Annotated in this window: 12 protein-coding genes; 5 read left to right on the forward strand and 7 right to left on the reverse strand. The window is 70.8% G+C overall.

The features are described 5' to 3' along the window. Nucleotides 1–301 precede the first annotated feature (301 nt). Nucleotides 302–3,148 carry a leucine--tRNA ligase gene (gene leuS / locus VH969_RS05570; RefSeq protein ID WP_331971375.1) on the forward strand — a complete coding sequence of 949 codons (2,847 nt, stop codon included), beginning with the start codon at nucleotides 302–304 and terminating at the stop codon, nucleotides 3,146–3,148. Nucleotides 3,149–3,315: 167 nt separating this feature from the next. Here the strand turns inward: leuS and VH969_RS05575 are convergent, their stop codons facing one another. The 6 genes from VH969_RS05575 to VH969_RS05600 all read right to left on the reverse strand — a co-directional run bounded on the left by VH969_RS05575 (nucleotide 3,316) and on the right by VH969_RS05600 (nucleotide 9,428). Next, the gene (locus VH969_RS05575; protein ID WP_331971377.1) at nucleotides 3,316–3,741 is read right to left on the reverse strand and encodes a DUF5655 domain-containing protein; all 426 of its coding nucleotides are present in this window, start codon (nucleotides 3,739–3,741) and stop codon (nucleotides 3,316–3,318) included. A 939-nt stretch (nucleotides 3,742–4,680) separates the two neighbouring features. Next, nucleotides 4,681–5,130, reverse strand: a complete 450-nt coding sequence (locus VH969_RS05580) for a hypothetical protein (protein ID WP_331971379.1) — start codon at nucleotides 5,128–5,130, stop codon at nucleotides 4,681–4,683. Between the two features lie 98 nt (nucleotides 5,131–5,228). Continuing rightward, on the reverse strand, nucleotides 5,229–6,407 hold the full coding sequence (gene kbl, locus VH969_RS05585) for a glycine C-acetyltransferase (protein ID WP_331971381.1): 1,179 nt from the start codon (nucleotides 6,405–6,407) through the stop codon (nucleotides 5,229–5,231). Beyond that, a complete protein-coding gene (tdh, locus tag VH969_RS05590) occupies nucleotides 6,407–7,453 on the reverse strand; it encodes an L-threonine 3-dehydrogenase, zinc-binding type (protein WP_331971383.1) in 1,047 nt (348 codons plus the stop codon). Before tdh ends, kbl begins: the two co-directional genes overlap by 1 nt. Before the next feature lie 33 nt (nucleotides 7,454–7,486). Beyond that, the gene (locus tag VH969_RS05595; protein ID WP_331971385.1) at nucleotides 7,487–8,110 is read right to left on the reverse strand and encodes a DUF1707 SHOCT-like domain-containing protein; all 624 of its coding nucleotides are present in this window, start codon (nucleotides 8,108–8,110) and stop codon (nucleotides 7,487–7,489) included. Nucleotides 8,111–8,234: 124 nt separating this feature from the next. Continuing rightward, nucleotides 8,235–9,428: an AI-2E family transporter gene (locus tag VH969_RS05600; protein WP_331971388.1), complete on the reverse strand. Its 1,194-nt coding sequence runs from the start codon at nucleotides 9,426–9,428 to the stop codon at nucleotides 8,235–8,237. Between the two features lie 310 nt (nucleotides 9,429–9,738). On the opposite strand from VH969_RS05600, the gene VH969_RS05605 reads away from it, so the two are divergent. From VH969_RS05605 to VH969_RS05620, 4 genes are all read left to right on the forward strand, one after another. Further along, nucleotides 9,739–10,545, forward strand: a complete 807-nt coding sequence (locus VH969_RS05605; RefSeq protein WP_331971391.1) for a hypothetical protein — start codon at nucleotides 9,739–9,741, stop codon at nucleotides 10,543–10,545. Between the two features lie 205 nt (nucleotides 10,546–10,750). Further along, nucleotides 10,751–14,116, forward strand: coding sequence for a chaplin family protein (locus VH969_RS05610; protein WP_331971394.1), 3,366 nt, complete (start codon nucleotides 10,751–10,753; stop codon nucleotides 14,114–14,116). 71 nt (nucleotides 14,117–14,187) lie between these two features. Beyond that, on the forward strand, nucleotides 14,188–14,514 hold the full coding sequence (locus tag VH969_RS05615; RefSeq protein WP_331971397.1) for a DinB family protein: 327 nt from the start codon (nucleotides 14,188–14,190) through the stop codon (nucleotides 14,512–14,514). Then, nucleotides 14,445–14,750 carry a DinB family protein gene (locus tag VH969_RS05620; RefSeq protein WP_331971400.1) on the forward strand — a complete coding sequence of 102 codons (306 nt, stop codon included), beginning with the start codon at nucleotides 14,445–14,447 and terminating at the stop codon, nucleotides 14,748–14,750. The genes VH969_RS05615 and VH969_RS05620 overlap by 70 nt, the downstream gene beginning before the upstream one ends. 57 nt (nucleotides 14,751–14,807) lie before the next feature. Here VH969_RS05620 and dnaB read toward each other — a convergent pair. Continuing rightward, on the reverse strand, nucleotides 14,808–15,693 hold an 886-nt coding region (gene dnaB, locus VH969_RS05625), incomplete at its 5' end, for a replicative DNA helicase (protein WP_331971403.1).

The following is a 15,693-nucleotide window of genomic DNA, read 5'->3' on the forward strand; positions in this document are numbered from 1 at the left end:
CCTCTCCACCGGCGACCTTCGATAAACTGACGTCACGAGGGGTGCCCCCGGAGAGGGTGGGGGATGCTTACGTGGTGTGCGTGCGCGCGTAGCCGGAAAACTCGTGGTCCGCAAGTGTTTCCGGGTTCAACTGCCGCCTCGGGGGAATGGGGTTGGCGTGCGCGGTATCCTGGTGATATGAGCACCGGACGCCTGCTCCTTAGGTGGCCGCGCTGACCGACGGTTGGCGCGGCGGACCCCTCATGCCTATGGCAGAGGGGTTTTGTTCTGTTCGGAGCAAGGACCAGGGAAGGACCCCACGATGAGCCCCACGTCCGGCGGACCCGCGGATCCCGTGCCGGCCCACCGCTACACGGCTGCGCTGGCCAACTCCATCGAGCCGCGCTGGCAGCAGTTCTGGGAGGAGGACGGCACCTTCCACGCGCCCAACCCGGTCGGCCCGCTGGCCGGTGACGTCCCGAAGGACAAGCTGTTCGTCCAGGACATGTTCCCGTACCCGTCCGGTGCCGGGCTGCACGTCGGGCACCCGCTGGGCTTCATCGGCACCGACGTGTTCGCGCGCTACCACCGCATGACCGGCCGGAACGTCCTGCACACCATGGGGTTCGACGCGTTCGGCCTGCCGGCCGAGCAGTACGCGGTGCAGACCGGCCAGCACCCGCGCAAGACCACCGACGACAACATCCAGCGGTACCTGAGTCAGATCCGCCGGCTGGGCCTGGGCCACGACGAGCGCCGCCGCATCGCCACCACCGACCTGACGTACTACCGCTGGACGCAGTGGATCTTCCTGCAGATCTACAACGCCTGGTACGACGAGAAGGCGGACAAGGCCCGCCCGATCGCCGACCTGGAGGCGGAGTTCGCGCAGGACAAGCGGTCCACTCCGGACGGTCGCGGCTGGTGCGAGCTGACCCGCGCCGAGCAGCGGAAGATCATCGACTCGCACCGCCTGGTCTACCAGTCGGAGGCGCCGGTCAACTGGAGCCCGGGGCTGGGCACCGTCGTGGCCAACGAGGAGGTCACCGCCGAGGGCCGCACAGACCGCGGCAACTTCCCGGTGTTCCGCAAGAACCTGCGCCAGTGGATGATGCGGATCACCGCGTACGCCGACCGCCTGATCGACGACCTGGACCTGCTGGACTGGCCGGAGAAGGTCAAGACCATGCAGCGCAACTGGATCGGCCGCTCGGCGGGTGCGCACATCCGGTTCCCCGTCGGCGACGCGGACGGCGAGGCGATCGAGGTCTTCACCACGCGCCCGGACACCGTGTTCGGCGCGACCTACATGGTCCTGGCACCGGAGCACCCGCTGGTCGACGAGATCACGACCGGCGCGTGGCCCGAGGGCACGGACGAGCGGTGGACCGGCGGCGCCACAACCCCGGCCGAGGCGGTCGCCGCATACCGCCGGGCCGCCGCGCAGAAGTCCGAGCTGGACCGCCAGGAGAACAAGGACAAGACCGGCGTGTTCGTGGGCACGTACGCGACGAATCCGGTCAACGACGCCAAGATCCCCGTGTTCATCGCCGACTACGTGCTGATGGGCTACGGCACCGGCGCGATCATGGCGGTGCCCGGCCAGGACCAGCGCGACTGGGATTTCGCGACCGCGTTCGGCCTGCCGATCGTCCGCACGGTCCAGCCGAGCGAGGGCTTCACGGGCGAGGCGTTCACCGGCGAGGGCCCGGCCATCAACTCGCGCTTCCTGGACGGCCTGGACGTCGACGAGGCGAAGAAGACGATCATCGAGTGGCTGGAGGAGCACGGCCGCGGTGAGGGCCGGCTGCAGTACAAGCTGCGCGACTGGCTGTTCGCGCGGCAGCGCTACTGGGGCGAGCCGTTCCCCATCGTCTACGACGAGGACGACAACCCGATCCCGCTGCCGGAGAGCATGCTGCCGGTCGAGCTGCCGGACGTCGACGACTACTCCCCCCGCACGTTCGACCCGGACGACGCGGACACCGAGCCGTCGCCGCCGCTGTCCCGCGCGACCGACTGGCTGTACGTCGAGCTGGACCTGGGCGAGGGCCGGAAGCGGTACCGCCGCGACGCCAACGTGATGCCGCAGTGGGCCGGCTCGTGCTGGTACCAGCTGCGCTACGTGGACCCGACCGACACCGAGCGGTTCTGCGAGCCGGAGAACGAGGCGTACTGGCTGGGCCCGCGCCCTGCCGAACACGGCCCGGACGATCCGGGCGGGGTGGACCTGTACATCGGCGGCATCGAGCACGCCGTGCTGCACCTGCTGTACTCGCGCTTCTGGCAGAAGGTGCTGTACGACCTGGGGCACGTCTCCGCGCCGGAGCCGTACCGTCGGCTGTTCAACCAGGGCTACATCCAGGCCTACGCCTACACCGACTCGCGCGGTGTCTACGTGCCCGCCGAGGAGGTGTCCGAAGTAGACGGCAAGTTCTCCTGGAACGGGCAGGAGGTCCGCCAGGAGTACGGCAAGATGGGCAAGAGCCTGAAGAACGTCGTCACGCCGGACGAGATGTGCGAGCGGTACGGCGCGGACACGTTCCGGTTCTACGAGATGTCGATGGGCCCGATGGACGTGTCGCGCCCGTGGGCGACCAAGGACGTGGTCGGTGCGCAGCGGTTCCTGCAGCGGCTGTGGCGCAACGTGGTCGACGAGGAGACCGGCGAGCTGCGCGTCGGCGACGACGAGCCAGATGAGGCGACACTGCGTGCGATGCACAAGGCGATCGACGGCGTGCATGCGGACTACGCGAACATGCGGTTCAACACGGCCGGCGCCAAGCTGATCGAGCTGAACAACCACGTGACGAAGGCGTACGCGAACAGGCCGGTGCCGCGCGCGGTCGTGGAGCCGATGGTGCTGATGCTGGCGCCGCTGTGCCCGCACATCGCGGAGGAGCTGTGGTCGCGCCTGGGTCACGACTCGTCGCTGGGCCACGGCCCGTTCCCGCGGGCGGAGGAGCGCTACCTGGTCGAGGACACGGTCGAGTACCCGATCCAGGTGAACGGCAAGGTGCGCTCCCGCGTCACGGTGCCGGCCTCGGCGGACCAGGACGAGGTGAAGGCCGCCGCCCTGGCGGAGGAACGCATCGCGGCCCTGGTCGACGGCAACGAGCCCCGCAAGGTCATCGTGGTTCCGGGCCGCCTGGTGAACGTGGTCCTTTAAGCGAGGCTGTCCACAACCGACCAGGTTGTCCACAGCACGCGGCTGACCAGCCCTTTTGTCAGCCCTCCCCGGTAGACTGACGGTCACGAGGGGTGCCCCCGGAGAGGGTGGGGGCTACGTTTCTTGCGTTCTGCACGCGCGTGCGCGCGGGGGTAGTTCGGCTGCGGTCAGGTGCGTAGGTGGTCCTGGCGGCCTACTCGGTAGGACTCCGCCAGCCAGGTGGCGAACTCCTCGTCCACCTCGTCGGGAGTCGTCAGGCGGAAGGCGTGCAGGACGTTGCGCGGGGAGAACTCCTCGACGTGCCGGAAGCGTTCGCTCTCGGCCCGCCGGGCCAGGACCAGGTGGCCGTTCAGCCAGCGTTTGCGTGGCATGAACGCCGCGAAGCTCATCCGGACGTGCAGGGCGATGCGGGTCTTCTCGGGCAGCACCATGACCGGGCCGAGTTCGGCGACGACATCCAGGACGCGGTCGAACGTGGCGCGCACGTTGGGTTCGACGCCGGCGAAGTGGGTGTCGAGGTCGCCGAGCGGGGCGCAGGTGTGGGTCTGGTTGCGGTTGGCGAAGGTGCGCGCACATCGCGGGCAGGCCCACATACGGCGCAGCTTAGGCGCCGCCGCGCCGGCGGAACCACGGTGACGAGAACGCCGCCGCGATGGCCGATGAGCGGATCGCCGCCGTGGTCAACGGGTCCGTGCCTCCGGAGCTCATCGAGGCTCCCGGCCGGCCTGCGAACGCGGTTCGGTAGCCCCGGGCCGGCACCCGGCGAGCGGTGGCTCCGATCCGCACGTTGCGCAGGTTCTGCCGCCGCTGTCCGGGCCGTCGGGACGGAGTACCACTGACGACGGCGGCCACGACCCCACCAACCCGCGCGTCGTGCTGGACGTAGCCGCCAGCCAGGTGATCAGCTCCATGCAACAACGCCACCGCAACGAGAAGATCACTCGCCCTTCTACGCACCGTCGACAACTCAGACCCTCGCATCACTGTGTCTGGTCAGCGACGGCGGGCATGCCGCACCGCAAAAGGGTCGGCGGCCCGCCGTTGGTTCCATGAACGGCGCGCTCGCCACAACCGGTGAAGGGCTGCCCAAGCCGCGGATCAGCCGGCGCGCGCCAAGCGGCCAGGCACTCCGATCGGGAGTACCCGGGCCACGGCTGCGGCCGACGGACACGCGCCGCCGGCACCGATCGCTCGGGGGGCTACGCGACCGGTACCGGCGGCGCGAAGTCCGGCCAGTGCCTGCTGGGACAGACCGGACCCCGACGCTGGCATGCTCCGCCGGCGTTGGGCCCCTGACTGTGACGCTTCCGGTCGAACGGACGCGCCACCTGTCAGAGATGACGAACATTGTGGCATTACGGGTCGCATGCGCTAACTAATCGTTAGCACTTGCGCACGAAAGCCACTCTGCCGTGTCCGAACGACTCCGCAGCGTGCCGACGTGGGTTCCGGCCTCTGCTTCGCCCGTTTCGGACCTGGGAAAGCTTCGTCTCGTGACCAGTCCGAGACATCGGTCAACTGACGTATATGGCTCAGCGCGCGAAGAAGCGGTTCGACTCACCCGTCGACAGCAGCACGATGGCGCCCACCGACAGCAGCAGCACCAGCGCGTTGATCACCATCAGCACGATCAGGCTCGGCGCGAGGAACGACAGGACGATGCCGACGATGTTCAGCGACGCGAAGACGTACACCAGGACGCGAGCCCAGCGGGCACCCTTCGACAGGTTCGCCGCCGCCAGCGCGAGGACCACGCAGATGACCAGAACGACGATCGCGACGCCCGTGTAGGCCGGCGCGGTCTCCGCGGCCAGCTCCCGGGGCAGCGCCTGCCTGCCCTCGCTCGAATCGATCCACGCGTCCAGCAGGGCATCGGACATCGCGATCGTGAGGATCACGCGCAGCACCACGAGCGCGAGGATCGCCCACACAGCGAGCGTCGCGTTACGGACCGCGGGTGGTGTGGTGGTCGGTGCGGACATGTACTCAGCTCCCAAAGTGTCGGTACGGAACACCGACACCGAGGGCGCTGACCGTCCGTCAGTTCCGAACTCTGTGCAGGGGCAAAGAGAGGCGTGCGCTACAACTTCGCCCGCGCCGCGATGAACGCCTCGACCGCGCGGTTGACGTCGTCCGTCGAGTGCGCCGCCGACATCTGCGTGCGGATCCGGGCCTTGCCGTGCGGCACCACCGGGTAGCTGAACCCGATCACGTACACGCCCTGCGCCAGCAACAAGTCCGCCATCCGGCCGGCCAGCGCCGCGTCGCCGATCATCACCGGGATGATCGGGTGCTCGCCGGGGAGCAGGTCGAAGCCCGCCTCGGTCATCCGCGACCGGAACAGCGCCGTGTTCGCCCGCAGCCGCTCGAGCAGCTCGCCCGACGAGGACAGCAGGTCCAGCGCGGCCAGCGCGGCGCCCACGATGGACGGGGCCACCGAGTTCGAGAACAGGTACGGCCGCGACCGCTGGCGCAGCATCGCGACGATCTCGGCCCGGCCCGAGGTGTAGCCGCCGCTCGCCCCACCCAGGGCCTTGCCCAGCGTGCCGGTCACGACGTCCACCCGGTCCGTAACGCCGAACAGCTCCGGTGTCCCGCGCCCGGTCGGGCCCACGAAACCCACCGCGTGCGAGTCGTCGACCATCACCAGTGCGTCGTGTGCGTCGGCCAGGGCGCAGACCTCGTCCAGCGGTGCGAGGTAACCGTCCATCGAGAACACGCCGTCCGTCGCGATCAGCCGGTAGCGGGCGTCCGCCGCCTCCTTCAGCTGCCGCTCCAGGTCGGCCATGTCCCGGTTCTTGTAGCGCAGCCGCTTCGCCTTGCACAGCCGGATGCCGTCGATCACCGACGCGTGGTTGAGCTCGTCGGAGATCACGGCGTCCTCGGGTCCCAGCAGCGTCTCGAACAGACCCGCGTTCGCGTCGAAGCACGAGCTGTACAGGATCGTGTCCTCCGTACCGAGGAACGACGACAGCTTGCTCTCGAGCTCCTTGTGCGGCTCCTGCGTGCCGCAGATGAACCGCACCGACGCCATCCCGAAGCCCCACCGGTCCAGCGCCTCCTTCGCCGCCTCGACGAGGGCGGGATGGTCGGCGAGCCCGAGATAGTTGTTGGCGCAGAAGTTCAGCACCTCCGGCTCGGTGCCCACCCGCACGGCCGCGTTCTGCGGTGTGCTGATCACCCGCTCCGCCTTGAACAGGCCCGCCTTGCGGATCTCCGCCAGCTCGTCGGCCAGACCCTGCCGCATCGCGCCGTACATCAGTGGGCTCCTCCGTCCGCATGAGTCCAATCGAGAATCACCTTGCCGCACCTGCCTTCGCGCGCGGTGGCGAACGCCTTGTCGTACTCGGTGTAGGCGAACTTGTGGGTGATCACCGGCGAGATGTCCAGGCCCGCCTGCAGCAGCACCGACATCGCGTACCAGGTCTCGAACATCTCCCGGCCGTAGATCCCCTTGATGGTCAGCATCTTGAGGACCACCCGGCTCCAGTCGACCGCGATCTCCGTCGCCGGCAGGCCGAGCATCGCGATCCGCCCGCCGTGGGTCATGTTCGCGATCATCTCGCGCAAAGCGGCGGGCTGGCCGGACATCTCCATGCCGACGTCGAAGCCCTCGGACATGTCGAGTTCGGAGTAGACCTCGCCGATCGACTGCGTGCTCACGTCGAGCGCCACGTCCACACCGATCTTGCGCGCCAGGTCCAGCCGCGACTCGCTCACGTCGGTGATCACCACGTGCCGCGCGCCCGCGTGTTTCGCCACCGCCGCCGCCATCAGGCCGATCGGCCCGGCGCCGGTGATCAGCACGTCCTCGCCCAGCACCGGAAAGGACAGTGCCGTGTGGACGGCGTTGCCGAACGGGTCGAAGATCGCCGCCACGTCGACGTCGACGTGATGCGTGTGCACCCACGCGTTCTGCTCGGGCAGCACGGCGTACTCCGCGAACGCGCCGGCCGTCTGCACGCCGAGGCCGATCGTGTTGGCACACAGGTGCCGCCGGCCCGCCTTGCAGTTGCGGCACGTGCCGCAGACCAGGTGACCCTCGCCGCTGACCAGATCACCGACCTTGACCTTGGTGACCGCGGCGCCGATCTCGACGACCTCGCCGACGAACTCGTGGCCGAGGACCAGGGGTGGCGAGATCGTCGCCGCCGCCCACTCGTCCCACGAGTCGATGTGCAGGTCCGTACCGCAGATGCCGGTTCGCAACACCCGCAGCTTGACGTCGTTCGGTCCCGGTTCCGGCTCGGGTACGTCGGCGAGCTGTAAACCAGGCCCCTGGACGCCTTTGACCAGAGCCTTCACGCATTCCTCCGCACGTCTCCTGCCCGGCCGGCGTCAGTCGCCGGCCCGGCTGATCTTCCACGGCGACCGGAACAATAGGCTGCCGATCCGCACGTAGCTCGCCCGGCGCAGCTGTAGCGAGCCCGCGGTGAGCGTGCCCGCCACCACGAACCGCGGCTGCCCGCCGCCCGGGCCGACCTTGTCCTTGATGCTGCCGGCGGTGACCCGCACCTGGGCGGTGTCCACCGACGAGCGCTCGGGCAGCAGCAGCTTCACGGTGCCACCGCTGACATTGAGCATGATGCGTACCTCGTCGTACGCGATCCGTGCCTCGCTGAAGTCCAGGTCCGTCGAGCCCATCCGGTTGCGGATGATCAGTTCGCGCGGCACTGTCCACTGTCCGTCCCGCTTGATCGCCGACATGTTCGCGCGCAGCTCGACCGCCTTCTCCCGCACCGGCGAGTTGGGGTCCTCATGCGTGACACCCGGCAGGTCGACGACCACCGCGTTGAGCTCGCCCCGCGTCTTCGCGGCGAGCGCGGTGTCGGTCCGCTCGGTGAACTCGTCGAGCGACAGCAGCCCCCGGCCGATCGCCTTCTGCAGCACGTCGACGACGTGCGCGCGCTCGGCGTCGGACACCCGCAGCTCGCGCGGGTCGATCGGGCTGTCCGGAGGCACGCCACCACGGTATGCCATCCACCGTGTACTCAGCTGGTGGAACCGTCCACGTCGATCCGTTCGAAACCGCACCTACGGCACCTGCGCGTCCGGCATCCGGACCCGGTGCGCCTGGAGCGTTTCCTCAGCGCTCCCACTCCGCCTTCGTGTCGTCCTTCTCGGCGGCCGCGGTCTCCGGTGCCACGGCTTCCTGTTCGTGCAGCACGTCGATCTCGCCCGGGTCGGTGTCGCCCTCGTGCAGCAACGACTTGATGCCCGCGTTGAGCACGGCCAGGAGCGGAACCGCGAGCAGCGCCCCCGCGATGCCGCCCGCGATCAGGCCGGCGGCGATCGCCAGCACCACCGCGAGCGGGTGCAGGCGCACCGCGCGACCCAGCAGCCAGGGCTGCAGCACGTGGCCTTCCAGCTGCATCACGGCGATCACGATGCCGAGCACGATCAGCGCGGCGATGAACCCCTTGGCCACCAACGCGATCAGCACGGCGACCGTGCCGGCCACGACCGCACCGATGATCGGTACGAAGGCGGAGAGGAACACCAGGGCCGCCAGCGGGATCACCAGCGGCACGCCGACGATCGCCAGCCCGATGCCGATGCCGATCGCGTCGACCAGCGCCACCGCGGCGGTCGCCCGCACGTAGCTGACCAGCGCGGCGAACCCGCGGCGGCCGGCGACGTCGACGCGGTCGCGGACGCGGGCGGGCACGCCGCGCACGAGGAAGCGCCAGATCCCCGGGCCGTCGTAGAGGAAGAAGATCAGCACGAACACCGTCAGCAGCAGCCCGGTGAGGATCTCGCCGATCGTCGTCGCCGTGGTGATCGCGCCCTCGGTGATCGCCGACTGGTTCTCCTGGATGGCCTTGACCGCGTTGTTGATGAAGTTGCTGATCTGCTGGTCGCGCATGTGCAGCGGGCCCGTGGTGAGCCAGTCGCGGATCTGGTCGAGAGAGTCCGAAACCTGTTGCTGCAACTGCGGAAGACCGTTCGTGAACGTGATGATCACGAACGTGATCAGCCCGCCGACCAGCGCGAGGCCGGCGATCATCACCAGCAGCGATGCGAGGCCGCGTGGCACGCCGAGCTTCGACAGCCGGTCGACGCCCGGCGCCATCAAAGCCGAGAGGAGCAAGGCGATCGCGATCGGGATGAGCACGGGCGCGAAGTAGCCGGCCAGGTACACGATCACGTACAGCGCGGCGATCACGACGATGAACCGCCAGGCCAGCGCGCCGCTCACGCGGAGCCCGGTCGGCACGAGCGGCGTGACGTCCGAGGGTGGCTTGCGCGAGGACTTGCGCTCGCGACGTGTTGTGGTCACCTTCGAAACTTATCGAGCGAGTCGGACATCCGGCAGCCGATCAGACAGCCGGAGAGCACAAAGTCGGGCTGTGGACAGATTCTCCCGCACACGGCGATCCTCCTGTGCTGACTACGTTTCGTGACTTGTGGACACACTTTGTGTTCATCACACGATCAGGGGTTTACCCCGCGCCGAGCGTGCGAAGCAGCGGGTGGCAGTGCAAACCTCTCTGCTGCACGGCCCGCCGGAACCGAACGTGACCGAACGAGCGCACAGCGTTCACGGAGTTCCGCCGGCGTGGATCTCTTTCGAACAGGCGAGGACATCGGTGGAACAAGCGATCAGCACTGCCCGGGACACGGCCGCCCTCGCGCGGCGCGTCGTCCTGCGCACGCTGACCGTCATCGGCGGCGCTGCCGCCGGCACCGCCATCGCTTGGTGCCTCTCCACGGCGGGCGCCGCCGCCGACACGGGCGCGACGCCCTCGCCCGAGGTCCCGGTCGTCAGCACCGTCGTCTCGCCGGCCGTCTCGCCGATGGCCGGCGCGCTGGACCCGGCGATGCACGGCGCGCTCGACAAGACCGCCGGCGAGCTGTCCGACGCGGCTCCGGCGAAGGCCGTCGAGGAACTCGGCGACCGCGTCGAGGACGCCGCCGGCGGGCTCCGTGAGCTCGCCGAGGAGCAGCTCTCCGAGTGCGCCGACCCGCTGTGCGGGCTCGCGGAGCTCGGCCGTAGCGAAATCCCGTCCGCCGGTGCCGAGGCCGGCCGGTCCGAAACCCCGCCTCGTGCGCCAGCCGTCGCACCCCACGCCACCGGAAAGGTGGCAGCCCCGGGCATCGACCCGGACCGGACGGCCGAGCGCACCGCGACCGGCCGCGCCTACTCGGACGGCATGCCCCGGCGTGGCTCTCCAGCGCCGGGCATGCCGTCCGTCCCGGCGCCACTCGCACCCGCCGCGCCGGCCCCTGCGGCCGAACAGAACGGCTCCGCGGGCAACCCGGCCGACTCGTCGCTGTTCGCGGCGTCGCCGTGGCGGGATCGCGCGCCCGTGCTCGTGCACGAGCCGACGGTGCCCACGACCGTGGTGACGCTCTCCGAGCGCGTCGGCGCCCAGCCCGGCGTCAGCCCCGACTGACCAGGACGGCGCGACCGGCCCGAGCCCCGACTGCTCGCCGAGCCGGCATGCACCGCCGCTGTCTCCGCCTACCGGCCGGTGCCGCGCCATCCGCGCAGGATCCCCGCCCTCCGACCCGGGTGGTCGATTGCCCCGGCGCGTCCCCACGCCGACGCGCCCGGCCACCCGCCAAACCCCCAGAGGAATACGAAAGGAGCATCACACGATGCAAACCTGGGCGAAGCGAGGTCTCCAGACCGCGCTTGTCACCGGTGGTTTGCTGATGCTGGGCACCGGCATCGCTTCTGCCGACGAGAACGTCAACCCGGACCGGCCGGCATCGCCGCTCGACGGGTCAGTGCGCGTTCCCGTCCACTTCGACAACAACGCACTCGGCACGCCGCTGGGTCAGAAGGACCTTCCGAGCCTCGACAAGGAGCTTCGGGTCGGCGTCGACGACCTGACGCACGCCGTGCCGCTTGCGGACAAGGCGGCACCGGTCGTCGCCCCGGTCAGCGCCAAGGTGACGGACAAGGTGGCGGACACCGCGTCGCCGGCCGTCGCCGACGTGTCCGGCAAGGTCGACCCGGTCCTGCACCGGGTCGACGCGCAGGTCGAGCCCGCCGCCGACAAGGTCAACGCGACCACCGCGAAGGCGGGTGTGCCCCCACTGCCGCCGCTGCCGACGATGTCGGTCCCGCAGGTCGACGGCGCGTTCGAGGGCAACCGGGTCGACGGCGACCTGGTCGTGCCGGTCGACGTCTCCGGCAACGCGGTCGCGCTGCTCGGCGCCGCCTCCACCGAGAACGAGTCCAGCCAGTCCTACGGCGACAACGAGTCCGTCGTGACCGACGGCTCCGGCGGGTTCCTCGCCGGCAACGTGGTCGACCTGGACTGGGCGCTCCCCGTGCAGATCACCGGCAACGCGATCTCCGGCCTCGGCGCCGCCGAGACCACGAGCATCGCCTCGCAGGACACCGCCGCGACGAGCGACGTCACCAGTGACGGCAGCGACGGCGTGCTGTCCGGCAACGTGCTCGCGGGCCACTGGGCCACGCCGGTGCAGGGCAACGGCAACGCGATCGCCGTGGCCGGCGACTCGCAGGCCGACGCGACCGCCGACACCACCGCCACCTCCGGCGGCACCGTGCTGACCTCCGGCGCGGACAGCCTCGGCAGCGGCAACATCGGCGCGCCGCCGATCGCCACCCCCGTCGAGGCCAACGGCAACGCGCTCGCGGGTGCGGGCACCGCCGACGCGTCCGTGGCCACGACCGCCACCGCGACGGCCGGCGGCCTGCGCGATGGCATGTACGGCGTGCCGACCTACCTCGAGACCAACGGCGACCCGGCGGTCGCGGCGGGCAACATCGTCAGCCCGGCCGTCAGCGGCCCGGCCCTCGCCTGTGGCAACGCGGGCGCGGGCGCCGGCACGTCCTCGGCCGGCTGCGTCTCCGACACCGCGACGACCGCCGGTGGCACCACCCGCAGCACGGGCGAGGGCTCGGTGCTCTCGGGTGCCGCCGCGACCGCCCCGGTGGCGATCCCAGCCGAGGTCTTCGGCAACGCGGGAGCCGGCGCCGGCAGCGCGGACGCGGTCGCCGACAACACGGTCAACCCGACCGCCGGCGGCGACTCCTACACCCGCGGGCACGACAGCATGGCGTCCGGCACGGTCGCCAGCGTCGCGCCGAGCGGTCCGGTCGACGTCTTCGGCAACGCCGCGGCAGGTGCGGGTTCTGCGGCGAGCGCCGCGACCCAGACCGTCGACCTCGACAGCAGCGGCCACGTCGGCACGACCGGTGACAACTCGGTCGGCGGTGGCAACATGACCACGGTCCCGGTCGTCACGCCGGTCGAGGGCTTCGGCAACGTGGCCGGTGCGGCCGGCAGCGCCACGGCCACCGCCTCGGAGGTCAAGACCACGGCCACCGACGGCGGCGGCAACACCGACGACGACAACGGCGTGCTGGCCTCGAACAACCTCACCGCTCCGGTCGCGGGCGCCGTGCAGGCGTTCGGCAACGGCGGCGGCGCGCTGGCGTTCACCGACGCCGCGGCCATGACCGACACCGAGGTCGTCTCGGGCGGCGACGCGGAGGCCACCGGCACCGCGGGCCTCGGCTCCGGCAACATCGGCCAGGCCCCTGTCGCGCTGCCCGCGCAGCTGTTCGGCAACGGCGCGAGCGTGCTCGCGAGTGGCGACCAGACCGCCGCCAGCGACACCTCGGTGACCGCGGGCGGCGACGCCTTCACCGACGGCCAGAACGGCCTGCTGTCCGGCAACGTCGCGTCGGGGCCGCTGGGCGGGATGGCCCAGGCGTACGGCGAGTCGGCCGCGGCGATCGGCATGAACGAGGCCGACGCGTGCTCGGCGACGACCGCCACGGCTGGCGGTGACGTCGGGACCGACGGCTCTGCCGGCCTGGGTAGCGGCAACGTGGTCAGTCCGCAAGCGCTCGGGAACGTCCAGAGCTTCGCGGCGGCGGCGTCAGGGGTCGGCGGCAGCAACTCTGCCGAGGCCGACAGCGTCTCGACCGCCACCTCCGGTGGTGACATCGACACCGCGGGCATGGACGGCTTCCTCGCCGGCGACATCGTCGACGTGCCGGCGGGGGCGGTTGTCCAGCCGTTCGGGGACGCGGTCGCCGCGGTGGGGAGCTACTCCGATGCCGCGGCGGACAACGTGACCAGCAACGCCGCCGGTGGCACGTCCACCACGACGGGCGGGGCCGGCTCGCTGTCCGGCATCGACACGACGGTGCCGCTCGGCGCCGGGGCGCCGGTGTACGACGTGCCGGTCGAGGTGCTCGCGCAGGCGATCACCGACTCCGCCAACGTCAGCTACCTGGCGGTCGGCGAGGACGCGGGCCAGCTGGACCTGCCGCGCAGCGGTAGCGGGATGCCGGCGACCGAGGTGCCCGCGCTGATCTTCGGGCGCCCGGCGCAGCGCGCGTTGCCGACCGACAACGTCACGCCGTTCGCCGGCGAGTTCAGCGGTGTGCTCGACGGTTTCGCCGGCGGGACCTCCGGCGTGCCGGGGCCGGACCAGGTAGGCCAGGTCGCCGGCACGGTGTCCGGGGCGAGCGGGTACCACGTGCTGCCCTACCCGGCGGCACACTCGCGTTCGGACGTCCCGTCCGCCGGTGACCTGCCACTGGACGGCACCCCGCTGGGCGCCATCCCGCTGGAGGTGCCCGCGGTTCCGGCCACGCCTGCGGTCCCGGCTGTTCGTGCCGTTCCCGCGGCGCCGGTCATGCCCGCGGTTCCGGCCGTGCCGGCGGACCTGTCCGACGTGACCACCGTGCTGCCGGCCATGCCGGCCGTCGGCGATCTCGCGGACGTGTCACCGCAGCTGCCCGCCGTCGGCGACGCGGACGTCACGCACATCGTGCCGAACGTCCCGTCGGTCGGCGACGTCAACGCGATGCCGGTCGTCGCCGCTCCGGCGCTGAACAACCTGCCGGCCCGTGACCTGCAGGGCGCGCCGGCACTGTCCCACCTGGACGCCACGTCCGCGGTCGACGACGCCTCGCTGTCCGCCACCCGGGCGGCGCTGGCCAGCCTGTTCACCGTGAACCCGATCGCCTGATCGCATCGCGGTCTCGAGGGCCCGGGAGCCACGCGCTCCCGGGCCCTTTCGCGTGCGGCACACTGCGCGCCATGGCGCACACCTGCCACGACGATCTCGTCGAGCTGTCCGACTGGGCCTGGCACCGCCTGGAGCAGCGCATGGCCGGCCTCACCGACGAGGAGTACCTCTGGGAGCCGGTGCCCGGCTGCCGCACCGTCCGCCGCGGGCTCGACGGCACGTACCGCTCGGACGGCCCCGCCCCGCCCGGCGACTCGAGGCGGTTCACCACGCTGGCGTGGCGCCTGTGCCACATCGCGGACCTGCTACGGGAAGAACGGAACGGTCCGTGGCTCGGCCGCGCGGCACCGCCGCCCCGCGAGCAACCCGGCGACCCGGCACCGCCGCCGGTGCGCTGACCGAGCTGGCCGCGGCCCACGACTGCTGGCGGACGATCCTGACGGCCACCACCGAGGAGTCGCTGGCCGAGCCGATCGGCCCCCGCGCCGGCCACTACGCCGACGCCACGCGCCGCTCGTTCGTCCTCCACGTCCTCGACGAGCTGATCCACCACAGCGCCGAGGCCGCACTGATGCGAGACCTGTACGCGGCGAGCCGGGGAACCGCCGATCGCGCCCCCGGCGTCGGCGCGTGAACGAGAACGATCTGGGTCCAGGCCGTGGCGGATCTCGGAGCGATTCGTGGAGCGGTCTCAACCCTGGGCGAGGTCCGTGAAGCGGGAGTAGTGGAGCTGGTGCGCCACGGTCACCGTGGTCGTCGGGCCCGCGCGGTGCTTCGCCAGGATCAGGTCGGCCTCGCCGGCTCGGGGATCGTCTCGTTCCCAGGCGTCCGGGCGGTGGATCAGGACCACCATGTCCGCATCCTGCTCCAGGGAGCCCGACTCACGCAGGTCGGCCAGCATGGGGCGCTTGTCGGTGCGTTGCTCGGGGCCGCGGTTCAGCTGGCTGATCGCCACGACCGGGACCTCCAGCTCCTTGGCCAGCAGCTTCAGCTGCCGGGAGAACTCCGAGACCTCCTGCTGGCGCGACTCGACGCGCTTGCCGGACGTCATCAGCTGCATGTAGTCGACGACGATCAGCTTCAGGTCGTGGCGCTGCTTTAGCCGCCGGGCCTTCGCGCGGATCTCCATCATCGTCATGTTCGGCGAGTCGTCCACGAACAGCGGCGCCTCGCTGACCTCGCTCATCCGCCGCGCGAGCCGCGTCCAGTCGTCATCGGTCATGCGACCACCACGCATGTCCGCGAGGCGGATCTTGGCCTCCGCGGACAGCATGCGCATCACGATCTCGGTGCGACTCATCTCCAGCGAGAAGATCACGCTGGTCATCCCGTGCCGCACCGAGCACGACCGCGCGAAGTCGAGCCCCAGCGTCGACTTCCCGATACCGGGGCGCGCGGCCACGATGATCATCTGGCCGGGGTGCAGGCCGTTGGTCAGCTCGTCCAGGTCGGTGAACCCGGTCGGAACGCCGACCATCGCGTCACCGCGGGAGTCGATCGCCTCGATCTCGTCGAGGGCGCCCTCCATGATGTCGCCGAGCGGCAGATAGTCCTCGCTGGTGCGCTGCTCGGTGACC

The organism is Actinophytocola sp. (assembly GCF_036555685.1).
Lineage (GTDB): Bacteria > Actinomycetota > Actinomycetes > Mycobacteriales > Pseudonocardiaceae > Actinophytocola.